The following is a 21,262-nucleotide window of genomic DNA, read 5'->3' on the forward strand; positions in this document are numbered from 1 at the left end:
CTTGTTTGACTTTCGTTGGGTTGTGCAGTTCCAGCTTTAGTGTGATGGTTGGCATGGATTCACCTCCTTATGGCGATGACAGGATGCCATTTTTTTTAGAATCATTCAAGTATGAAGAAAACGGCTCGCTTTCATCCCATCCCTCAACGAGTGAGCTTTCTCGCTTGCGGGTCTGTAAACGGGCGGCCGCGCCGGTTTTGCGCCCGCACTTTCACAAATTTCGCGCGCGGCACTTCGCCAAACAAGCCGGGAAAGCTCAAACAGCCTTCAACATCCACTTGTTCGCCGCGCGCCTCGATCACGACCGGGTTGATGAGCTCGATCCGACCGTGTTCATCACCGACATCGATGACGGCGATCTGTTCGGCGACGCCGATTTGCGGGGCGGCTAGGCCCACCCCGTCAGCGGCAAGCATCGTTTCATACATATCGTCAAGCAGCCGCCCGAGCCGACGGTCAAACGCCGTCACCGGCGCGCACGGCCGCTCCAAAATCGGGTCAGGATAAGTGACAATCGGCAAAACAGACAACGTCATTCCCCCAAGTTCACATCATCATATATGGGTTCGTATCAATGGTGACCATCACTCCGCCATGGGCGGCATCGGCTTGGTAGCGGTCGATGACCGCCTTGAGCGCCGCGGTCAAATTCGGCTCCCGTTTGTATTTTATCATGCATTGGTAGCGATATCTATCGTGAAGACGGGCGATCGGCGAGGCGACCGGACCGAGAATGACCGCTTCGTGCGACAGATGCTTGCGCAAATAGGCGGCGATCTTTTCCGCCGCTTTGGCTGCGGTTGGCGCCTCTTCGTGGGCGGCGGTAATGAGCGTCAAATAATAGTACGGCGGATAGCCGTGCGCTTTGCGCAGCGCCATCTCCCGCTGGTAAAAGGCGCGGTAGTCGTGGCGGGCGGCCAGTTCAATGCTGTAGTGGTCAGGCGTATACGTCTGAATGATGACTTCGCCGGGTAGCTCGTGCCGTCCGGCGCGCCCGCTCACTTGCGTCAACAGCTGAAACGTTTTTTCCGCGGCGCGGAAATCGGGCAAATGAAGCATCGTATCGGCCGCCAGCACACCAACAAGCGTGACGTTCGGAAAATCAAGCCCTTTGGCGATCATTTGCGTGCCGAGCAAAATATCGGCTTCCTGGGCGGCAAAACGGGAAAGCAGCTCTTCATGCGCCCCTTTGCGGCCGGTCGTGTCGACATCCATGCGGATGACGCGCGCTTTCGGCAGCAACCTCGTCAGTTCTTCTTCCACTTTTTGCGTGCCGGTCCCGAAAAAGCGGAAATGTTCGCTTCCGCATGACGGACAGCGAGGGACAAGCGGCTCTTCATGCCCGCAATAATGGCATTTCATCCGCTCGCCGGCGCGATGGTACGTGAGCGAAATGTCGCAGTGCGGACAGCGGATGACATAGCCGCAGCTGCGGCACATGACAAACGTCGAATAACCGCGTCGATTCAACAGCAACACTGCCTGCTCGCCGCGCTCAAGCCGGCGGCGCAATTCGTCAAGCAATCGGCGTGAAAACATCGAACGGTTGCCGCTTCGCAGCTCCTCGCGCATATCGACGACATGAACGTCCGGCAGGCCGCGGTCGCTGATGCGCTCCGGCAGCTCGAGCAGCTCGTACACCCCTTTGGCGGCGCGGGCGAACGTCTCAAGCGAGGGGGTGGCGCTGCCAAGCACGACCGGGCAGCTGTGGCGGCGAGCGCGGTAAATGGCGACATCGCGCGCATGATAGCGCGGCATTTCTTCTTGCTTGTAGCTCGTCTCATGCTCCTCATCGATGATGATCATCCCTAAGTTTTCAAATGGGGCAAACACCGCCGAACGCGCCCCGACGACAAGCTGCACTTCTTTCCGGTGAATTTTCCGCCATTCGTCATATTTTTCGCCGACCGACAGCCCGCTGTGAAGCACCGCTACTTTCGAGCCGAACCGGCTTTTGAAGCGCTCGACCATTTGCGGCGTCAGCGAAATTTCCGGCACGAGAACGATCGCTTCCTTTCCTTGGCGCAACGCTTCATCAATCGCCTGCATATACACTTCCGTCTTCCCGCTGCCGGTGACGCCATACAGCAAAAACGTGCGATGCTCCCCGGCGCGCACCGAAGCGGCGATCTTAGCCAACGCCGCCTCTTGCGCCCGGGTGAGCGCCGGCGGCTCGCTCGGCTGAAACGTGCGATGCTCGTACGGGTCGCGGTACACCTCGACATCGTTCAACACCACAAATCCTTTGTCGACGAGCGCTTTCAGCGGCGCTGAGGAGACGCCAAGCACCGCTTGCAGTTCGGCAACCGACGCCGCCTTCCCTTTTTCAAGCAAAAATGAAAGCACCTCTTTTTGCCTTGCCGGCAGCGACCCGAGCTCCTGTTTCGCCTGTTCCGATGGAATGGCAAGAGCGGCGTGCTTCACCGTTTTCTTGCCCGCTTTTTCTTTCACCTTGTAGACCGCCTCGAGCACGCCCTGCTGCACCGCTTTTTGCGCCGCCCGCCATAAACCGGCCGCCTCAACCTCTTTCCAAGCGGCTTCCGTCCGCCCGGCAAACAGCGGCTTTACCTCATCCGGCAACCTCTCTCTCTTCTGCTCATCCGTCAAGCGGAGCGTTTTTTCATATTTCGCCCGCATCGCCGCCGGCAGCATCGCCTGGTACGCCGAAATGGCAAAACAAAGCGTCGTTTCCGTTAAATAGCGGCCAAGATCAAGCAGCTCTTCGTTTAACACCGGCACGACATCAAGCACATGCTCAATCGGTTTCAGTTGTTTGATGTCGGAATGGTCTTTCACATCAACGACAAACCCTTGCAAACGCCGCGCCCCAAACGGCACCGTCACCCGCATGCCCGGCTGGATGATGCCTTGCCAGCGTTCCGGAATCCAATAATCGAACGGGCGGTCCGTCTGCCGGGACGGGACATCGACAATCACGGATGCTACTTTCATCGAATCGCCTCGATATACGCGTGAATTTCTTTTAAAATTTCCTCGGCCGCCTCGCGTTTCGTCATGAGCGGCAGCGGCCGAACGACGCCGTCGCGGCGGAAGATGGTGACGATGTTCGTATCGCCGGCAAACCCTGCCCCTTCTTCGGTGACATTGTTGGCGACGACCATATCAAGCCGCTTTTCTTCAAGCTTTTTTAACGCATACTGTTCAAGGTTGTCCGTCTCAGCGGCAAATCCAACTAAAATCTGTCCCGTTTTCCGCTCACCAAGCGCTTTCAAGATGTCCACCGTCCGCTCCATCTCCACCACATAATCACCCGGTTGCTTTTTGATTTTGGACGCCGCAACATATTTCGGCCGATAATCGGCGACCGCCGCCGCCTTGATCACGATGTCCGTTTCCGCAAACCGAGCCATCACCGCTTCATACATCTCTTCCGCCGATTCGACCGCCACCGTCTCGACGCCATCGGGCGAAGAAAGCGCCGTCGGTCCGGAGACAAGCGTCACCGAAGCGCCGAAGCGGGCCGCCGCTCCGGCGATGGCGTAGCCCATTTTGCCGCTCGAATAGTTAGAGAAATAGCGGACTGGATCAAGCCTCTCCCGCGTCGGCCCAGCGGTGACAAGCACACGCTTCCCGCGAAACAGCGGCGGATCACCGGCAAAAAAGCGCTCGATATGGGCGATGATTTTCTCCGGCTCCTCGAGCCGCCCTTTGCCGATGTAGCCGCACGCCAAATAGCCTTCCGACGGCTCGATGAACCGGTAGCCGAATTGGTAGAGCCGCTCAATGTTCGCTTGGACGGCCGGATGCTCGTACATATGGACGTTCATCGCCGGAGCAATCCAGACGGGCGCTTTCGTCGCCAAAATCGTCGTCGTCACCATATTGTCGGCGATGCCGGCGGCCAGCTTCGCAATCGTATTGGCCGTCGCCGGTGCGACCAAAACGAGATCAGCCCAGTCCGCCAAATCGATATGGGCGATGACGGCCGGGTTGTTTTCGGCAAACGTATCGACATACACTTCCTGGCGCGACAAAGCTTGAAACGTGAGCGGTGTAATGAACTGGCACGCCCCTTCTGTCATGATCACTTTTACTTCAGCGCCGCGCTGGGTCAACTGGCTGGTGAGCGCCGCCGCCTTGTACGCCGCCACCCCCCCGGTCACACAAAGCAAAATATGTTTTCCCTTGATCATGTTGGCCACCCCCCGACATTGAAAAAAATAACAACCTAAAGCTAGGTTGTTATTTTTCCTCCTCCACTAATTCGACCTTGTCACCAGCGATTTCCTCGAGCGCCTGGCCGACAAATTTTTTCGACACCGGCTTTTTCACCATCAGCTCCGCACCGTCCTGCAGCTCGCGCGCCCGTTTGGCCACCACCGTGACGAGCTTGTATTTCGAATCGACTTTTTGCATCAGCAAATCGATGGAAGGATACAGCATCGTCATTCCACCCCCAACATCCGTTTATATCGCTCGGCGACGCGTTCGCGCCGGCAATGTTCGGCGATGACGATCGCCTTGATCCGCTCGCAGGCGAGCTCCACTTCATCATTTTCCACGACATAGTCGTACTCGTCCATCATTTCAAGCTCCTCTTTCGCCGCCCGCAGCCGATTTTCAATCAGCTCTTTCGACTCGGTGCCGCGTCCCATGATCCGCTTTTCAAGCTCCGTGAGGCTTGGCGGAGCAAGGAAAATGAAGAGCGCCTCTGGAAACGCCCGCCGTACTTTCATCGCTCCCTGCACTTCGATCTCTAAAAACACATCTTTCCCTTCGGCAAGCGTCTTCTCCACGTAGTCGATCGGCGTGCCATAGTAGTTGCCGACGTATTCCGCCCACTCGAGCAGCTTGTTTTCCCGAATCATTTGTTCAAACTGCTCGCGCGTGCGGAAGAAGTAGTCGACGCCTTCCACTTCGCCTTCGCGCGGCTTGCGCGTCGTGACCGACACCGAATAATGAAGATTGATGTCCGGCTGCGAAAACAGCGCCTTGCGCACCGTTCCTTTGCCAACGCCAGACGGACCCGACATGACGATCAACAACCCACGTTCGTTCTTCAACGCCCAAAACCCTACCCTTCCTCGGAGAAATCGTCGCTTCCATATAAGCGGTTCGCCACCGTTTCCGGCTGCACGGACGACAAAATGACGTGATCGCTGTCCATGATGATGACGGCGCGCGTCCTCCGCCCGTGCGTCGCGTCAACGAGCTTGCCGCTTTCGCGCGCATCTTGAATGATTCGTTTGATCGGCGCCGAATCAGGGCTGACAATCGTAATGATGCGGGCGGCTGACACCATGTTTCCGTACCCGATATTGATAAATTTCATCATCATGACACGCCCACCTGCCATATCCGATATTGTTGCCGCCAACAAGTCGTTTTAAACAGTTATTCCACGTTTTGCACTTGCTCGCGCATTTTCTCAAGCACGCTTTTCATCTCAACGACTTGCGCGGCAATCAGGCTGTCGTTTGCCTTGGCGCCGATCGTGTTGACTTCCCGGTTCAACTCTTGCACCAAAAAGTCGAGCTTCCGCCCGACCGGTTCGTCCATTTCTAAGGCGTCTGCCATTTGCGCCAAATGGCTGCGGATGCGTTTCAATTCCTCATGAATGTCCGCCTTTTCGGCAAACACCGCCACTTCTGTGAGCAGGCGCGCCTCATCGACCGGAGCGGGCGCCCATTCGCGCAGGCGGCGCGCAAGCCGCTCGCGGTATTGTTCAATAACAAGCGGCGCCCGCTGTTCAATGGCTTCCACCCCGGCTTCGACTTCATGAAGACGGGCACGCAAATCCGCGGCAAGCGCCTCCCCTTCGCGCCGGCGCATGGCGGCAAGCGCCTTTGCCGCTTCATCGACAGCGGCCAAAAGCAACGGCTCGACCTCCTCGTTCGCTCCTTCCTCTTCCACAACTTCGACCGCCCCATCAAGCCGAAGCAGCTCGGCCGCCGTCACGCCGCCGTCAACGGCAAATCGCTTTGCTGCCTCCTGCAACCCGGCCCAATATTGGCCGAGCAAATCCCAATCAATATGTACGTTCCGCTTCACAAGTCCTTCGCCGGCGATCGTGACGAACACTTCCACTTTTCCGCGCCGCACGTACGGCAAAATTGCTTTCTTTATTTTATCCTCAAACACGAGCCATTGTCTAGGGAGGCGAATGGAAATTTCGCAAAACCGGTGGTTGACCGATTTCATTTCCACCGCCACCATCAAACGATCCGTTTTTTTCGTGCTTGCGCCGAAGCCGGTCATGCTGTAAACCATATCATCACATCCGTTGTTGCCTTGATGAAAAAGAAAAGGTCATAGAGCGTTCCTCTATCACCTTTTTTATTATAACATATCCATCCTTTTATTTTCTCGTAAAAAGCGAGCCGGCAAACAAAAATGTCGGCAAGGCGGACAAGCCAATGATGAGCAGCCAATCGACCGCTGCGAGCGGCTTCGTATGGAACACGGCGGCCAGCGGCGGATAGTAGATAACGACCAACAGCAATACAAGCGACACGGCCACCGCCGCAACAAGGTACATGTTCCCGAACGGACTGCGGTCAAAAACCGAGCGTTCGCAACGGCAGTCGAACACATGGATCAATTGGGCCAACACAAGCGTCGCAAACGCCGCCGTCTGGGCGTAAACAAGATCCTCACCGCTCCGTTCATAGGCGGTCAGAAACGCGGCCAGCGTAACCACACCGATCAAAACACCGCGGCTTACGATTTTCCAGCCGAGCCCGCGGGCGAACACCCCTTCATCGGGACGGCGCGGCGGCCGCTTCATCACGTTTTCTTCTGGTTGGTCGAGCCCGAGCGCCATGGCTGGCAAACCGTCGGTGACAAGATTGACCCATAAAATTTGAATCGGCACGAGCGGCAGCGGCAAGGCAAGCAGCATCGCAAACAACATGACGAGAATTTCCCCGACGTTCGAGGCGAGCAAGTAGCGGATAAACTTGCGGATGTTTTCGTAAATGTTGCGCCCTTCTTCGATCGCCGCCTCAATCGTCGCAAAGTTGTCATCCAACAAAACGAGCGACGCCGCCTCTTTCGCCACCTCCGTCCCCGAACGGCCCATGGCGACGCCAATATCAGCTGCTTTCAGAGCGGGCGCATCGTTCACCCCGTCGCCGGTCATGGCGACAATATGGCCGCGACGCTTGAGGGCGTTGACGATTTTCAGCTTATGCTCGGGAGCGACGCGGGCAAACACGTAAATCTCATCAACTACGCGTTCGAGCTCATCGACCGACAGCTTCGACAACATCGCCCCGTCCATCACTTTGCCGCCGGGCGGGAGCACGCCAAGCTGTTTGGCGATGGCGGTGGCTGTCAACACGTGATCGCCGGTGATCATCACCGTTTTCATGCCCGCTTCTTTGCATCGCGCCACCGCTTGCTTCACCTCAGGCCGCGGCGGATCGATCATGCCCGCGACGCCGAGCAGCCGAAGCTTTGTCTCCGCATCCTTCTCCGACCCGATCCGTTCTGTTTCCGCAAGCGGCCGATACGCGACGGCGATCGTGCGCAAGGCGGAAGACGCCATCTGGCGAATCGCCTTCTCGATCGTTTCTTTCCACGCAGGCGTCAACACCTGCTCGCGGCCGTTCCATTCAAGGCAGTCAGACCGCTCAAGCAACACATCGGGCGCCCCTTTTGTCACGATAAACCGGCGGCCGTTTCGGTCGCGGACGATGACGGTCATCATTTTCCGCTCGGAATCAAACGGAAATTCCCGTTCAATGATATAGTCGCGAAGCAGCTGGCCTTTTGTCATTCCCGCTTTTTCCGCGGCGACCAGCAGCGCTCCTTCCGTCGGATCGCCGTCGACGTAACGGCGGCCGTTTTCCTCTTTCAACTCCGAACTGTTGCAAAGCGCCGCCATTGTCAACAAGCGGCCGAGCGCCGGAATGCGGTTCGGATCGACCGTCCGGCCGCGTTCAGAAAACTCGCCATCCGTTTCAAGACCAACGCCGCTTACCGCAAATGTCCGCCCGCCTGCCCATACTTGCGTGACGGTCATCATGTTTTCCGTCATCGTCCCCGTTTTGTCGGAACAAATGACCGAAGCGCAGCCGAGCGTTTCCACCGCCGGGAGCTTGCGGACGATGGCGTTGCGTTTGATCATCCGTTGCACGCCAAGCGCCAAGACAACCGTCACAATGGCTGGCAACCCCTCCGGAATGGCGGCGACAGCGAGCGATACGCCGGCCAAAAACATTTCATACAGGTCGTGCCCTTGAACGACCCCGACTGCCACCACAGCTGCCGTCAGCGCCAATGCGACGACAAGCAAAATTTTCCCAAGCTGCTCGAGTCGGCGCTGGAGCGGGGTTGCCCCCGCATCCGCCTCTTCGAGCATCGTCGCAATTTGTCCCATCGCTGTTTTCATCCCGGTGGCGATGACAATCCCGACCCCATTCCCTCTTGTCACGAGCGTCCCCATAAACGCCATATTGTGCAAATCGCCGAGCGACGCCTGTGCTGTATGAAGCGGGGCGGCGGATTTGGCCACCGGCACTGATTCGCCCGTCAGCGCCGACTCCTCGATTTCCAGGCCGGCCGCCTCAATCAAGCGAACGTCGGCCCCGACCCGGTCGCCGCTTGCAATCCTCACCACATCGCCGACAACAAGCTCGCGCGCTGGGACTTTCACCCACTCCCCGCCGCGCAACACAACCGCTTGCGGAGCGGACAACCGTTTTAAGGCGGCAAGCGACTTTTCCGCCCGCCGCTCCTGGATAAACCCCAGGATGGCGTTCATGATCACGATGACGACAATCGCCACCGCATCCACATACTCGCCTAAAAACGCGGAAATCACCGTCGCCAAAAGCAACACAAGCACCATAAAATCTTGAAACTGGCGAAAAAAGACGACGATGGCCGACTCCTTCTTCCCTTCCGCCAGCTCGTTGTACCCGAACTGCCGCAGCCGTTTTTCCGCCTCCGCCGCAGTAAGCCCGGTTTTGACATTCGTCTTCGTCTCGTGCGCGACATCGCTTGCCGCGAGCGTATGCCATTGCATCTGTCTCCCTCCGTCCTTCCATTTTTTCGCGCGCCGTTCCCGCTTCTCTATGCTTATTCATACATGTCCCAAAAAATGATAGTCCCCGCCATGATGTTTAGCGACACAAACATAAGGAGTCGTGGGCCCTTTCCCACGCCATCTCCCCCATAAGGGAAAAAATCGTGTCAAAAAAGCGGGCCTCCCCATTTTATGCAACATTTTCGTCGGGCATCTTCGTCCGTCTTCTGGTAATATTCAAAGAAATGTTCAAAACGGCGGGTCGTATGGTAAGATCGAAATAGCAAACAAACGAAATAGAAAGGTGTTTTCCATGTCCTTTGACGGAGTGTTTACGTACGCCATTGTCGGTGAACTCGAAGAGGCGCTTGCGGGCGGGCGGATCACGAAAATCCACCAGCCGTCGGCGTATGAGATCGTGCTGCTTGTGCGCGCCCGGGGCCATAACCATAAAGTGATGCTGTCGGCGCATCCGACGTACGCCCGCGTCCATTTGACAAACGAAACGTACAACAACCCATCCGAGCCGCCGATGTTTTGCATGCGGCTGCGCAAACAGTTGGAAGGAAGCGTCATCGAAGCGGTCCGCCAAGTCGATTTTGACCGCATCATCGTCATGGACACAAAAGGCCGCGACGAACTCGGCGACGTGCAGACAAAGCGGCTCATCATTGAAGTGATGGGCCGCCATAGCAACATCATCCTCGTTGATGCATCGACCGACACGATCATCGACAGCTTGAAACATTTGCCGCCGTCGGTCAACCGCTACCGGACGGTGCTCCCCGGGCATCCGTACGTCGCCCCGCCGACGCACGGCAAGCTGAATCCGCTTGAAGCGACGGAAGAAATGGTGCTGAAAAAAATCGACTTTCACGCCGGCAAGCTCGCCCATCAGCTTGTTTCCGCCTTCAGCGGCATTTCGCCGCTATTTGCCAATGAGGCGGTGTTCCGCGCTGGACTCGCCAACCGGACGACGCTGCCGAAAAGCTTCCTCGCGCTCATCGATGACGTTCGGCACCGCCGCTTTGCCCCGATGATGTACACGAACGGGGAAAAAGAATGGTTTTACGTTTTGCCGCTTAAGCACTTAAAAATCGAAGGCCAACCGTTTGCGAGTGCAAGCGAGCTATTGGACCGCTTTTATTTCGGCAAGGCCGAGCGCGACCGCGTCAAGCAGCAAGCTCATGACATCGAGCGTCTCATGGCGAACGAAAAGGCGAAAAACGAGAAAAAGCTCCTAAAGCTCGAACAGACGCTCGAAGAAGCAAAGAAAGCCGACGTTTATCGACTGTACGGCGAACTGCTCACCGCCCATTTGTACGCCATAAAGCGCGGCATGACGGAAATCGAGGTCGCAAACTACTACGACGAAAACGGAGGCACCATCACCATTCCGCTCGACCCGCAAAAATCGCCGTCCGAGAACGCGCAACAGTACTTTCAAAAATACCAAAAAGCGAAAAACTCGTTCGCCGTCGTTCAAGAACAAATCGAGCGGACGAAAGAAGACATCGCCTATTGCGACACGATTTTAAGCCAGCTTGAAACCGCCTCGCCGAAAGATGTCGAGGAAATCCGCGACGAGCTCATTGAACAAGGCTATTTGCGCCCGCGCGCGGCGAAAGGAGCAAAAAAGCGCAAACCAACCGCGCCCGAGCTTGACCGCTACGTCGCAAGCGACGGCACGGAAATACTCGTTGGCAAAAACAACAAACAAAACGATTATCTCACAACAAAGCTGGCCCATAAGGACGATGTTTGGCTGCATGTGAAAAACATTCCCGGCTCGCACGTCGTCATCCGGAACAAGCAGCCGTCTGACGAGACGCTCTTGGAAGCGGCGAATCTCGCCGCCTACTTCAGCAAAGCCCGCCACTCCGGATCCGTGCCTGTCGACTACACGCGCATCCGCTATGTAAAAAAACCGAGCGGCGCCAAGCCGGGGTTCGTCATTTACGAAAACGAGCAAACGCTCTACGTCACACCGGATGAAGAACTCGTCCGCGCCATGAAACAGCGGCAAAAAGAAAAAGCGGCGAAACAGTCGTAAACGCGCCCTAATGGCCGCCAACACCACATCTGGCGATTCGCCCGAACTCTCGGCATAAACACAACAAAGGGCTATCCCCAAGGCCGGCTAGCCAGCCTTAGGGACAGCCCGTTTTTTTAAACATGTGGAGTCAATCCAGTTATGGAAATCAACAACAAGCCACCATCACACTTTTCGACGTCTAGCCATCCGCCTCAACGAAACACATCCTCAAGAGCCACTTGAAGCCCAGGAAAGCATACGGACTGCACCACACCCGTTCCCGCTTTCACATCCGCCTGCTCATACAGTCCTTCTCCATTCAGCGCATAGGCGATCATCGCGTCTTGCATCGGATTGACGATCCAATTTTTTAACTCAATCTCCGAAAGAAGTCTCCCACTTCAAAACGAAGTGAAAGTGGGAGATGAATTTCGGTTGGCAATCGCAACGAATATGATAGTCTATGGTTAGAACGGACACCTTCGGAACGAAGAGAAGCGTAAAGGGTTCTTGTGTGTGGCTTACCGTTCGGCGAACACGCACAAGTCGCTTGAAGCCCCCACCTCTAAGCGAAGCGTAGGTGGTGGGTAGTTCACTGATTTAGGTAAATCCGGTTTTCAACCCGTGGGATGAAGCGGATGACGAGTGAGGCATCTCCCCCGCTTGATCCATGACAAAGCGCGAACCGTTTCGTGGTCCGCGCTCCTCTTTTCCCGCTTTTATTTCCCCCACTCCTCCGGATTCTCCCGCCATTGCCGCAATGTCGCCAGATCGTGTTCGCTGACGGCGCCAAGGCGGACGGCCGTTTCGATGAGCGTGTCGTAGTCGGTGAGGGTGTAGGCAGGCAAATTCGCTTCGGCAAACGCCTGCTTCGCTTTTTCGAGCCCATACGTGAAAATGGCGGCGACGCCAAGCACCTCGCAGCCCGCTTCTTTCAAGGCGCGGACAGCCGTAAGCGAGCTGCCGCCGGTGGAGATCAAATCTTCGATGACGACCACGCGCTGGCCCGGTTCGGCTTTGCCTTCGATTTGTTTTCCTTTGCCGTGCGCTTTTGCTTGGCTGCGCACATAGCACATCGGCAAGTTCATGCGCTCGCTCACCCAGGCGGCGTGCGGGATGCCGGCGGTCGCCGTGCCGGCGATGAGGTCCGCTTTAGGGAAATGGGTGCGGATGAGTTCGGCGAGGCCGTCGGCGATCGTGCGGCGCACGTCGGGGTAAGCGAGCGTCAGGCGATTGTCGCAATAAATCGGCGATTTTAAGCCCGATGACCATGTAAACGGTTCGTTCGGCTGCAGGGCGACTGCCCCGATTTCAAGCAATTTGGCGGCGATGTCGTGTTTCATTCCCTCTCTCCTCCGTTCCATTCGTGTTGCAAGCGAGCATAAGCCCCGAGCGGATCCGCGGCGCGGGTGATGCTGCGGCCGATGACGATGTAGTCGGCGCCGAGCTCGCGGGCGCTCTTTGGCGTGACGACGCGCACTTGGTCGTGCGCCGCATCATCAGCAAAGCGAATGCCCGGGGTGACGGCAAGGAACGAGGCGCCGCACCGTTCTTTGATGAGCGCCGCTTCTTTCGCCGAGCAGACGACGCCGTCAAGCCCGCTGTCCTTTGCCAGCACGGCGTAATGGCCGACTGTTTCCGCAAGCGGGCGGGAAATCCACAGCTCCTCATGAAGCATCCGCTCGTCCATGCTTGTCAGCTGGGTGACGGCGATGCAGCGCGGCCGCATTCTTCCGCTTGGCGTGCCGGCGTCAAGCCCCTCGATCGCCGCTTCCATCATGCGCCGGCCGCCGGCGGCGTGGACGTTCACCAAATCGGCGCCGACACGGGCGAGCCCTTTCATCGCCTGTTTCACCGTATTTGGGATGTCGTGCAGTTTTAAGTCTAAAAAGACGGCATGTCCTTGTTCTTTGAGAAACGCGACGATGGATGGACCTTCCTGATAGTACAGCTCCATGCCGACTTTGACGAACAGCGGCGTTCCGGCAAACGGCCGCAAAAACCGCTCCACCTCTTGTTTTGATGGGAAATCAAGCGCGACAATGAACGGCGTGTGCACCGGTCTTCCAGCTCCTTCCTATGCATTCGGAAATGCGGTCGATCCCGAGTTCATCGAGCAGCGCCGGCAGGTCGGCGATGATCGTCGGGCAGACGAATGGATCGACGAAGTTGGCCGTTCCGACCGCAACCGCACTCGCGCCGGCGTAGAAAAACTCGAGCACGTCTTCTGCAGTTTGAATGCCGCCCATGCCGATGATCGGAATCGACACCGCCTGGCTCACTTCATAAATCATGCGAATGGCGATTGGCTTGACCGCCGGGCCGGATAAGCCCCCGGTGCCGTTGGCCAAAATCGGCCGGCCTGTTTTCACGTCGATGCGCATGCCAACGAGCGTGTTGATCATCGTCAACCCATCGGCGCCCGCTTGTTCAATGGCCTTCGCCATCGCGACGATGTCGGTGACGTTCGGAGACAGCTTCACGTAAACCGGCACGGCGGACACTTCTTTGACAAGCCGCGTCAGTTCCGCAGCCACGTCCGGCACGGTGCCGAACGCAATGCCGCCCTTCTTCACGTTCGGGCAGGAAATGTTGAGCTCTAACGCATGGACATTGGGCGCTTTGGAAATCGCTTCGGCTACCTCGACGTACTCTTCCACCGTCGAGCCGGCGATGTTGGCGATGATCGGTACGTCAAACTGTTCAAGCCACGGCAGTTCTTCTTCGAGCATTTTGTCAAGGCCGGGGTTTTGCAGGCCGATGGCGTTTAACATCCCGCCCGGCGTTTCTGCCACCCGCGGCGTCGGGTTGCCAAAGCGCGGCTCTTTTGTCGTCGCTTTAATCATAATGGCGCCTAACACGCTTAAATCGTAAAACTGGGCGTACTCGCGGCCAAATCCGAAACAGCCGGACGCCGGCATGATCGGGTTTTTGAGCGAAAGACCCGGCAGTTCGACCGCAAGCCGATTCATAGCACCACCTCCCCGGCCCGAAACACCGGACCGTCGCTGCATACTTTTTTATACGCCGTCTCGCTCCCTGGCACATGGCAGACGCAGGCGAAACACGCCCCAACGCCGCAGCCCATCCGCTCTTCCAGCGACAAGTACACCGGCCGGTTCGGAAACCGTTCCGCAAGCGCCCGAAGCATCGGCTTCGGGCCGCAGGCGTACAAGACGTCAAACTCGAGCGAGCGCGCTTCGATCACATCCGTCACCCGCCCGCACGCTCCGTGCGAGCCGTCATCGGTCGCGACATACGTCTTGCCGAACGCGGCAAATTCTTCTTCGTAAAAGACCGCCGCTTTCGTTTGAAACCCGAGAACGCTCACCACTTTGACGCCGCGCTTCGCAAGCTGTTTCGCCAGTTCATAGAGCGGCGGGACGCCGATGCCGCCGCCGACTAGCAGCGCCCGGCCGCCCGCCGGCGCGGCCTCGAGCGGAAAGCCGTTGCCGAGCGGGCCGAGCACATCGACCGTATCGCCCGGCTGTTTTTGCGTAAGGAGCGCCGTGCCTTTCCCTTCCTGGCGGTAAATGATCGTGCATTGCCCCTGCTTGTGGTCGATATGGCAAAGGCTGAGCGGGCGGCGCAGGAGCGGATCGGCGGATGCGGCCGCTTTCACATGGACGAACTGGCCCGGTTGGCGCATCTCTTGCACGAGGCGGCCTGAAAGCGTCAATTCATACGTCCGCTCGGCGATCAGCCGCTGGCTTGCGACCGTCATTCGTTCGCGGCCGATCATGAGCGCACCAGCCCTTCAGTCATCGCCGTCGTTGAAAACGTCATCGATTCGAGCACTTGCAGCATCGCCCTTGCTGTATCGAGCGACGTCAAGCACGGGATGCCGTTTTCGACCGCTTCGCGGCGGATGCGGAAGCCGTCGCTTTCCGGCTGCTTTCCTTTCGTCAACGTGTTGATGACGACTTGCGCCTTCCCTTGACGGATGACATCCAAAATGTTCGGCGACGCGGAGTGGATTTTATTGACGACCGTCACCGGAATGCCAGCGGCTTTCAACGTTTCCGCTGTGCCGTTCGTCGCCAAGAGTTGGTAGCCGATGTCGGCAAAGCGGCGGGCCAGCTCGACGGCTTCTTCTTTATCTTTGTCGGCCACCGTCAACAGCACCGCTCCGTGCGGCTGGATATGGATGCCCGAGGCGACAAGCCCCTTATAGAGCGCTTTTTCAAACGTCACGTCCTTGCCGATCACTTCGCCAGTCGATTTCATTTCCGGGCCGAGCGAAATGTCGACGTTGCGCAATTTCGCAAACGAGAACACCGGCACTTTCACGTACACGCCAGGGCGCACCGGGCAGACTCCCGTCTCATAGCCCATCTCGGCGAGCTTCGCCCCTAAAATGGCTTTCGTGGCGAGATTCGCCATCGGCACGCCGGTGATTTTGCTTAAAAACGGCACCGTGCGGCTTGAGCGCGGGTTCACTTCCAAGACGTAGACGTCGCTTCCCGAGACGACAAACTGGATGTTCAACAGCCCAACAATATGCAGTCCGCGCGCCAGTCGGATCGTATAATCAGCAATCTTATCGATCACTTCAACACTTAATGTTTGCGGCGGGTAGACGGCGATCGAGTCACCGGAATGGACGCCGGCCCGCTCGATATGTTCCATGATCCCGGGGATGACGACCGTCTCGCCGTCCGCGATGGCATCGACTTCGACTTCCTTGCCGGTGATGTAGCGGTCGACAAGCACTGGGTGCTGCGGATTGACGCGCACGGCGTGTTCCATGTAATGAAGCAGCTCGCCGCGATTGTACACGATTTCCATCGCCCGGCCGCCGAGCACGTACGAAGGGCGGACGAGCACCGGATAGCCGATTTCTTCGGCGATGGCGACCGCTTCTTCGACCGAAACGGCGGTTTTGCCGGCCGGTTTGGGAATGCCGAGTTCCGAGAGCGCCTGTTCAAATTTGTCGCGGTCTTCGGCGCGGTCCAAATCTTCGAGCGTCGTCCCAAGCAAGCGGACGCCGCGCGCCTCGAGTTCCGCCGCCAAGTTGATGGCCGTCTGACCGCCGAATTGGACGATGACGCCGACCGGCTGCTCGAGGTCGATGACATGCATCACGTCTTCGGCCGTCAGCGGCTCGAAATACAGTTTGTCCGACGTGCTGAAGTCGGTCGAGACCGTTTCTGGGTTGTTGTTGATGATGATCGCTTCATAGCCGGCCTGCTTAATGGCCCAGACGCAATGGACGGTCGCATAGTCAAATTCGATCCCTTGGCCGATGCGGATCGGGCCGGAGCCAAGAACGACCACGCTCGGTTTCTTCGTGACGATCGATTCGTTTTCTTCCTCGTACGTGCTATAGTAGTACGGCGTTTCCGACGTGAATTCGGCCGCACACGTATCGACCATTTTGTACACCGGCATGATGCCTTGTTGGCGGCGCAGCGCGTAAATGTCGCGCTCCGTTTGCCCCCATAGCGCCGCCACGGCCGCATCCGAGAACCCAAGCGCTTTCGCTTTCTTTAACACGTCAAGGTCGCCCGGGTGGTTTTTCAAGACCGTTTCCATCTCAATAATGTTTTGAATCTTATGCAGGAAAAAGCGGTCGATTTGACTCCATTCATGCAGCGTCTCAACCGTCACCCCGCGGCGGAGCGCCTCGGCGATGTAAAAGAGCCGTTCATCGCCCGCCTTGCGGATCCGTTTTTCAATCACGTCGTCGGCGGCCGTTTTCGCCTCGTTCAATTCCAGATGATGCACCCCGATCTCGAGCGAACGAACGGCTTTTAACAGCGATTCTTCGAACGTCCGGCCGATCGCCATCACTTCGCCGGTCGCTTTCATTTGCGTGCCCAACCGGCGGTTCGCCGATTCAAATTTGTCAAATGGAAAGCGCGGAATTTTCGTCACCACATAGTCGAGCGCCGGCTCGAAGCAGGCGTACGTTTTTCCGGTGACCGGGTTGATCATTTCATCAAGCGTCAACCCGACGGCGATTTTCGCCGCCAGTTTCGCGATCGGGTAGCCGGTCGCTTTTGACGCCAGCGCCGACGAGCGGCTGACGCGCGGGTTCACTTCGATGACGTAATAGCGGAAGCTGTCTGGGTCAAGCGCGAGCTGGACGTTGCAGCCGCCTTCGATGCCAAGGGCGCGGATGATTTTCAGCGACGCGTTCCGCAACAGCTGGTATTCGCGGTCGCTTAACGTCTGGCTCGGGGCGACGACGATCGAATCGCCGGTATGAATGCCGACCGGGTCGATGTTTTCCATATTGCAGACGACAATCGCGTTGTCGTTGGCGTCGCGCATCACTTCGTATTCAATCTCCTTGTAGCCGGCGATGCTCCGTTCAAGCAGGCATTGGTGCACCGGGCTCATCTTCAAGCCGGTTGACACAATCTCGACGAGCTCTTCTTCGTTCGTGCAAATGCCGCCGCCCGTGCCGCCGAGCGTGAACGCCGGGCGGACGATGACCGGATAGCCGATTTGTTCGACAAAGGCGTATGCCTCTTCCAAGCTGTGAATAATCGCGCTTTCCGGCACCGGCTCGCCAAGCTCGTTCATGAGGGCGCGGAACTGTTCGCGGTCTTCCGCCTTTTCGATCGCCTCGAGCTTCGTGCCGAGAATTTCCACGCCGCACTCCTGAAGCACCCCGGCTTTCGCGAGCTCAACCGCCAAGTTGAGGCCCGTCTGGCCGCCAAGCGTCGGCAAAATCGCATCCGGCCGCTCTTTGCGGATGATGCGGGCGACAAAATCGAGCGTCAGCGGCTCCATATACACTTTATCAGCGATTTCCGTATCGGTCATGATCGTCGCTGGGTTTGAGTTCACCAGAATGACTTTGTATCCTTCTTCTTTTAGGGCTAAGCACGCTTGCGTCCCCGCGTAGTCGAACTCGGCCGCCTGGCCGATGACGATCGGCCCCGAGCCGATGACTAAAATTGTTTCAATGTCGCGGCGTTTAGGCATGGATGACTTCCCCTTTCTTGTTGAACTCGCGGATGAGCGCCAAAAACTCGTCAAACAGCGGATTCGCATCTTCCGGGCCCGGCGAGGCTTCCGGATGGTATTGCACCGTAAACGCCGGAACGTCCAAATGGCGGAGCCCTTCGACCGTGCCGTCATTTAAGGCGATATGCGTCACCTCAAGCCGGGTGCCAGAAAGCGACTCGTGCGTGACGGTATAGCCATGGTTTTGCGACGTGATGGCGACTTTGCCGGTGCGCAAGTCTTTCACCGGATGGTTCGAGCCGCGATGGCCGAATTTCATTTTCTCCGTGTTCGCGCCGCATGCCAACGCGAACAATTGATGGCCGAGGCAGATGCCAAAGAGCGGCACTTTGCCGACAATCCCGCGAATCATCTCGATCGCTTCTGGCACGTCTTTCGGGTCGCCGGGGCCGTTTGAGAGCATCACCCCGTCCGGATGCCAGCTGAGCACCTCTTCAGCGGTGGCGTTGTACGGCAAGACGATCACATCGCAATTTCGCTTGTTCAGTTCGCGCAAAATGCCGTGTTTCATCCCGAAATCAATCAAGACGATGCGCTCACCGCGCCCCGGGCTCGGGTAGGCGCTTTTCGTTGAGACGCGCCGCACTTGGTCGCGCGGCCACTCCATCGCCCGCAGCTTGGCTGCTGCTTCCACCGGATCGACATCTAGCCCACAGATCATCCCTTTTAACGTTCCGTATTGGCGGATAAGGCGCGTCAGTTTGCGCGTGTCGATGCCGGAAAGGCCAGGGATGCCTTTTTCTTTCAAATACTCGTCCAACGTCAGCTCCCCGCGCCAGTTCGACGGGGTCGGGCACGCTTCTTTGACGATGAACCCGTGTACGTACGGGCGGATCGCTTCAAAGTCGTCGCGGTTGATGCCGTAGTTGCCGATCAATGGATATGTCATCGTCACGATTTGCCCGCAATACGATGGATCGGTCAAAATTTCTTGGTATCCGGTCATGCCGGTGTTAAAGACGACTTCCCCGGTCGTCTCTTTCAAGCTGCCAAACGCTTCGCCGACAAAAAACGAACCATCTTCTAAAATCAGCTGCCGTTTCATATTTACGCCCTTCCTTTCTCCCATACGAGTGTACCGCCGACAAACGTCATCACCGGCCAGCCTTGGCACACCCAGCCGGCAAACGGCGTATTTTTCCCTTTGGACGCAAACGTCTCGGGATCAATCGCTTCTTCTGTTTCCAAATCAATGACCGCAATATCCGCCGGCGCCCCGACGGCAAGCCGCCCGGCCTTGAGGCCGAAACATTGCGCCGGCTTGATCGTCAGCCAATCGACAAGCTGCTTTAATGTAAACACGCCTGTTTTGACGAAATGGGTATATAAGAGCGGAAACGCCGTTTCGAGCCCAACGATGCCAAACGGCGCCGCCTCGATTCCTTTCGCTTTTTCCGCAGCCGTATGCGGCGCGTGGTCCGTGGCGATAAAATCGATCGTGCCGTCGAGCAGCCCTTCCATGAGCGCTTCACGGTCCGCGCGGCTGCGCAGCGGTGGGTTCATTTTGTAGTTCGCATCAAGCCCTGGAATATCCTCATCGCACAAGAGCAGATGGTGCGGCGTCACTTCGGCGGTGACGCGGATGCCGGCCCGCTTGGCGTCGCGGACGACACGCACCGACTCTTTCGTGCTGATATGGCAGACGTGATAATGGCATCCGGCTGCCTCGGCAAGCAAGACGTCGCGGGCGATATGCACCGCCTCGCAGACGGACGGGATGCCGGCGAGCCCGTACCGGCGGGCGAAATCGCCGTCATGCACCGATCCGCCGTTTGTCAGCGTGTCGTCCTCGCAATGGGCGACGATCGCCATATCGAGCGCCGCCGCCTGTTTCATCGCTTCGAACATCATCCCAGCCGACTGGACGCCGACGCCGTCATCGGTAAAGGCGAATGCCCCCGCCGCTTTTAAGGCGGCAAAATCGGTCAGCTCTTCTCCCCTTTGCCCAATGGTAATCGCTGCATAAGGGAGCACATTGACATGCGCGGTTTCGTGGATGCGTCGCACGAGCCATTCCATCTGTTCTTTCCGATCCGGCACCGGGTTCGTGTTCGGCATGGCGGCAACCGTCGTAAATCCGCCTTTTGCCGCGGCGAGCGTGCCCGTTTCAATCGTTTCTTTCGCTTCGCCGCCCGGTTCGCGCAAATGAACGTGCAAGTCGATCAGGCCGGGAACGATGAGACGGCCGCCAACGTCGATAACGTCCTCCTCATTCGCTTCTAGCGGCTGTTCATAGAGGATCGCCGCAATGTTTCCGTGTTCGATTTTGATATGTGTCCGCACCAATTCCCCATCTTTATTGAACGACATGCCATTGCTCAGCCATACGCCCATGCTCCATTCTCCCTTCCATTGCCCGTTTTAAGACAGCCATCCGGACGTAGACGCCGTTTTCCATTTGTTTAAAAATGCGCGATGCCTTCGCTTCGACAAGTTCGCTTGCGATTTCGACCCCGCGGTTGACCGGCGCCGGGTGCAAGATGATGGCACCCACTTTCATCCGCCGCGCCCGCTCAAGCGTCAGCCCATACCGCACATGGTACTCTTCTTTTGTCAGCCCCATCGCCTCTGCATGGCGTTCATGTTGGATGCGCAAAAGCATCACAACATCGGCGCGGGCGATGGCTTCGTCGACTTCGACGTACGTCCCGTACGGATTCGTTTCATCTTTCCACTCTGCCGGTCCGGAAAACAGGACGTTTGCCCCCAACCTTGTCAACACTTCCGCATTGGAGCGGGCGACGCGGCTATGACGGATGTCGCCGATGATTGCCACCGTCAAACCGGTGAAGGCGCCAAACTCTTGGCGGATCGTCAATAAATCCAAGAGCGACTGGGTCGGATGGTGCCCGCAGCCGTCGCCGGCGTTGATGATCGGAATGCCGACCGCATGGCGGAGCGCTTCGAAATAGGCATCTTCGTGATGGCGGATGACAACGGCATCGACGCCGATCGCCTCAAGCGTCCGTACGGTATCGTACAGCGTCTCCCCTTTTTGCACGCTTGAGCGTTCCGGGTCAAATGGAATGACATGAAGCCCGAGTCTCCGTTCCGCCATCTCGAAGCTGCATTTCGTGCGCGTGCTCGGTTCGAAAAACAAGTTGGCGACGTACATCGGCGCCGCCGGGCGCCAGATGCGCCCGCTGCGGAACGCTTCCGCTTCATCGAGCAAACGGTGGATTTCATCAAGCGGCAGTTCACTTAATGTGAAAAGATGGGTCATCGGTCTCGCTCCTTTTCGTTTTTTCGCGAAAAAA

Annotated in this window: 17 protein-coding genes and 1 pseudogene; 1 reads left to right on the forward strand and 17 read right to left on the reverse strand. The window is 57.6% G+C overall.

What is annotated here, in order from left to right; all coding sequences use genetic code 11:
• Window positions 1-173: 173 nt before the first annotated feature.
• The 8 genes and pseudogenes from def to BRO54_RS15050 form a co-directional block, all read right to left on the reverse strand.
• Window positions 174-530 (reverse strand): annotated as a pseudogene (def, locus tag BRO54_RS15015) (peptide deformylase); the annotation flags it as partial.
• 16 nt (window positions 531-546) lie between these two features.
• Window positions 547-2,952: a primosomal protein N' gene (gene priA / locus BRO54_RS15020; protein WP_074044459.1), complete on the reverse strand. Its 2,406-nt coding sequence runs from the start codon at window positions 2,950-2,952 to the stop codon at window positions 547-549.
• Window positions 2,949-4,154, reverse strand: coding sequence for a bifunctional phosphopantothenoylcysteine decarboxylase/phosphopantothenate--cysteine ligase CoaBC (gene coaBC / locus BRO54_RS15025; RefSeq protein ID WP_068895291.1), 1,206 nt, complete (start codon window positions 4,152-4,154; stop codon window positions 2,949-2,951). The genes priA and coaBC overlap by 4 nt, the downstream gene beginning before the upstream one ends.
• 49 nt (window positions 4,155-4,203) lie before the next feature.
• The gene (gene rpoZ, locus BRO54_RS15030; protein ID WP_011230668.1) at window positions 4,204-4,404 is read right to left on the reverse strand and encodes a DNA-directed RNA polymerase subunit omega; all 201 of its coding nucleotides are present in this window, start codon (window positions 4,402-4,404) and stop codon (window positions 4,204-4,206) included.
• A gap of 2 nt (window positions 4,405-4,406) precedes the next feature.
• Entirely contained in the window at window positions 4,407-5,024 is a 618-nt protein-coding gene (gene gmk, locus BRO54_RS15035; RefSeq protein ID WP_011230667.1) for a guanylate kinase, read from the reverse strand.
• Window positions 5,025-5,035: 11 nt separating this feature from the next.
• The gene (gene remA, locus BRO54_RS15040; protein ID WP_011230666.1) at window positions 5,036-5,299 is read right to left on the reverse strand and encodes an extracellular matrix/biofilm regulator RemA; all 264 of its coding nucleotides are present in this window, start codon (window positions 5,297-5,299) and stop codon (window positions 5,036-5,038) included.
• A gap of 56 nt (window positions 5,300-5,355) precedes the next feature.
• Complete coding sequence (locus BRO54_RS15045; RefSeq protein ID WP_074044460.1) at window positions 5,356-6,231, reverse strand: YicC/YloC family endoribonuclease; 876 nt, start codon at window positions 6,229-6,231, stop codon at window positions 5,356-5,358.
• 88 nt (window positions 6,232-6,319) lie between these two features.
• The gene (locus tag BRO54_RS15050; RefSeq protein WP_074044461.1) at window positions 6,320-8,992 is read right to left on the reverse strand and encodes a calcium-translocating P-type ATPase, SERCA-type; all 2,673 of its coding nucleotides are present in this window, start codon (window positions 8,990-8,992) and stop codon (window positions 6,320-6,322) included.
• A gap of 313 nt (window positions 8,993-9,305) precedes the next feature.
• Here BRO54_RS15050 and BRO54_RS15055 point away from each other — a divergent pair, with 313 nt between their 5' ends.
• On the forward strand, window positions 9,306-11,045 hold the full coding sequence (locus BRO54_RS15055) for an Rqc2 family fibronectin-binding protein (protein WP_074044462.1): 1,740 nt from the start codon (window positions 9,306-9,308) through the stop codon (window positions 11,043-11,045).
• 194 nt (window positions 11,046-11,239) lie between these two features.
• On the opposite strand, the gene BRO54_RS15060 is transcribed toward BRO54_RS15055, so the two are convergent.
• From BRO54_RS15060 to BRO54_RS15105, 9 genes are all read right to left on the reverse strand, one after another.
• A complete protein-coding gene (locus tag BRO54_RS15060) occupies window positions 11,240-11,377 on the reverse strand; it encodes a hypothetical protein (RefSeq protein ID WP_239691278.1) in 138 nt (45 codons plus the stop codon).
• Between the two features lie 369 nt (window positions 11,378-11,746).
• Window positions 11,747-12,370, reverse strand: coding sequence for an orotate phosphoribosyltransferase (pyrE, locus tag BRO54_RS15070; protein WP_074044463.1), 624 nt, complete (start codon window positions 12,368-12,370; stop codon window positions 11,747-11,749).
• A complete protein-coding gene (pyrF, locus tag BRO54_RS15075) occupies window positions 12,367-13,086 on the reverse strand; it encodes an orotidine-5'-phosphate decarboxylase (protein ID WP_074044464.1) in 720 nt (239 codons plus the stop codon). Before pyrF ends, pyrE begins: the two co-directional genes overlap by 4 nt.
• Window positions 13,058-13,999 (reverse strand): dihydroorotate dehydrogenase, encoded by a 942-nt coding sequence (locus BRO54_RS15080; protein WP_074044465.1) that lies wholly within the window; start codon window positions 13,997-13,999, stop codon window positions 13,058-13,060. The genes pyrF and BRO54_RS15080 overlap by 29 nt, the downstream gene beginning before the upstream one ends.
• Entirely contained in the window at window positions 13,996-14,769 is a 774-nt protein-coding gene (locus BRO54_RS15085) for a dihydroorotate dehydrogenase electron transfer subunit (RefSeq protein WP_074044466.1), read from the reverse strand. Before BRO54_RS15085 ends, BRO54_RS15080 begins: the two co-directional genes overlap by 4 nt.
• A complete protein-coding gene (carB, locus tag BRO54_RS15090) occupies window positions 14,766-17,963 on the reverse strand; it encodes a carbamoyl-phosphate synthase large subunit (RefSeq protein ID WP_074044467.1) in 3,198 nt (1,065 codons plus the stop codon). Before carB ends, BRO54_RS15085 begins: the two co-directional genes overlap by 4 nt.
• Window positions 17,956-19,050, reverse strand: coding sequence for a carbamoyl phosphate synthase small subunit (locus BRO54_RS15095; protein ID WP_042381438.1), 1,095 nt, complete (start codon window positions 19,048-19,050; stop codon window positions 17,956-17,958). The genes carB and BRO54_RS15095 overlap by 8 nt, the downstream gene beginning before the upstream one ends.
• Window positions 19,051-19,052: 2 nt before the next feature.
• The gene (locus tag BRO54_RS15100) at window positions 19,053-20,339 is read right to left on the reverse strand and encodes a dihydroorotase (RefSeq protein ID WP_074044468.1); all 1,287 of its coding nucleotides are present in this window, start codon (window positions 20,337-20,339) and stop codon (window positions 19,053-19,055) included.
• Window positions 20,302-21,228, reverse strand: coding sequence for an aspartate carbamoyltransferase catalytic subunit (locus BRO54_RS15105; RefSeq protein ID WP_074044469.1), 927 nt, complete (start codon window positions 21,226-21,228; stop codon window positions 20,302-20,304). The genes BRO54_RS15100 and BRO54_RS15105 overlap by 38 nt, the downstream gene beginning before the upstream one ends.
• Between the last annotated feature and the right edge of the window lie 34 nt (window positions 21,229-21,262).

The sequence above is a fragment of the Geobacillus proteiniphilus genome (assembly GCF_001908025.1).
GTDB lineage: Bacteria > Bacillota > Bacilli > Bacillales > Anoxybacillaceae > Geobacillus > Geobacillus proteiniphilus.

Bases quoted from the DNA above. Each gene is read 5' to 3' on its own strand.
- priA (WP_074044459.1), bottom strand. From the start codon at position 2,952: ATGAAAGTAGCATCCGTGATTGTCGATGTCCCGTCCCGGCAGACGGAC.
- coaBC (WP_068895291.1), bottom strand. From the start codon at position 4,154: ATGATCAAGGGAAAACATATTTTGCTTTGTGTGACCGGGGGGGTGGCG.
- rpoZ (WP_011230668.1), bottom strand. From the start codon at position 4,404: ATGCTGTATCCTTCCATCGATTTGCTGATGCAAAAAGTCGATTCGAAA.
- remA (WP_011230666.1), bottom strand. From the start codon at position 5,299: ATGATGATGAAATTTATCAATATCGGGTACGGAAACATGGTGTCAGCC.
- BRO54_RS15045 (WP_074044460.1), bottom strand. From the start codon at position 6,231: ATGGTTTACAGCATGACCGGCTTCGGCGCAAGCACGAAAAAAACGGAT.
- BRO54_RS15050 (WP_074044461.1), bottom strand. From the start codon at position 8,992: ATGCAATGGCATACGCTCGCGGCAAGCGATGTCGCGCACGAGACGAAG.
- BRO54_RS15055 (WP_074044462.1), top strand. From the start codon at position 9,306: ATGTCCTTTGACGGAGTGTTTACGTACGCCATTGTCGGTGAACTCGAA.
- BRO54_RS15060 (WP_239691278.1), bottom strand. From the start codon at position 11,377: ATGCAAGACGCGATGATCGCCTATGCGCTGAATGGAGAAGGACTGTAT.
- pyrE (WP_074044463.1), bottom strand. From the start codon at position 12,370: ATGAAACACGACATCGCCGCCAAATTGCTTGAAATCGGGGCAGTCGCC.
- BRO54_RS15080 (WP_074044465.1), bottom strand. From the start codon at position 13,999: ATGAATCGGCTTGCGGTCGAACTGCCGGGTCTTTCGCTCAAAAACCCG.
- BRO54_RS15085 (WP_074044466.1), bottom strand. From the start codon at position 14,769: ATGATCGGCCGCGAACGAATGACGGTCGCAAGCCAGCGGCTGATCGCC.
- carB (WP_074044467.1), bottom strand. From the start codon at position 17,963: ATGCCTAAACGCCGCGACATTGAAACAATTTTAGTCATCGGCTCGGGG.
- BRO54_RS15095 (WP_042381438.1), bottom strand. From the start codon at position 19,050: ATGAAACGGCAGCTGATTTTAGAAGATGGTTCGTTTTTTGTCGGCGAA.
- BRO54_RS15100 (WP_074044468.1), bottom strand. From the start codon at position 20,339: ATGGGCGTATGGCTGAGCAATGGCATGTCGTTCAATAAAGATGGGGAA.
- BRO54_RS15105 (WP_074044469.1), bottom strand. From the start codon at position 21,228: ATGACCCATCTTTTCACATTAAGTGAACTGCCGCTTGATGAAATCCAC.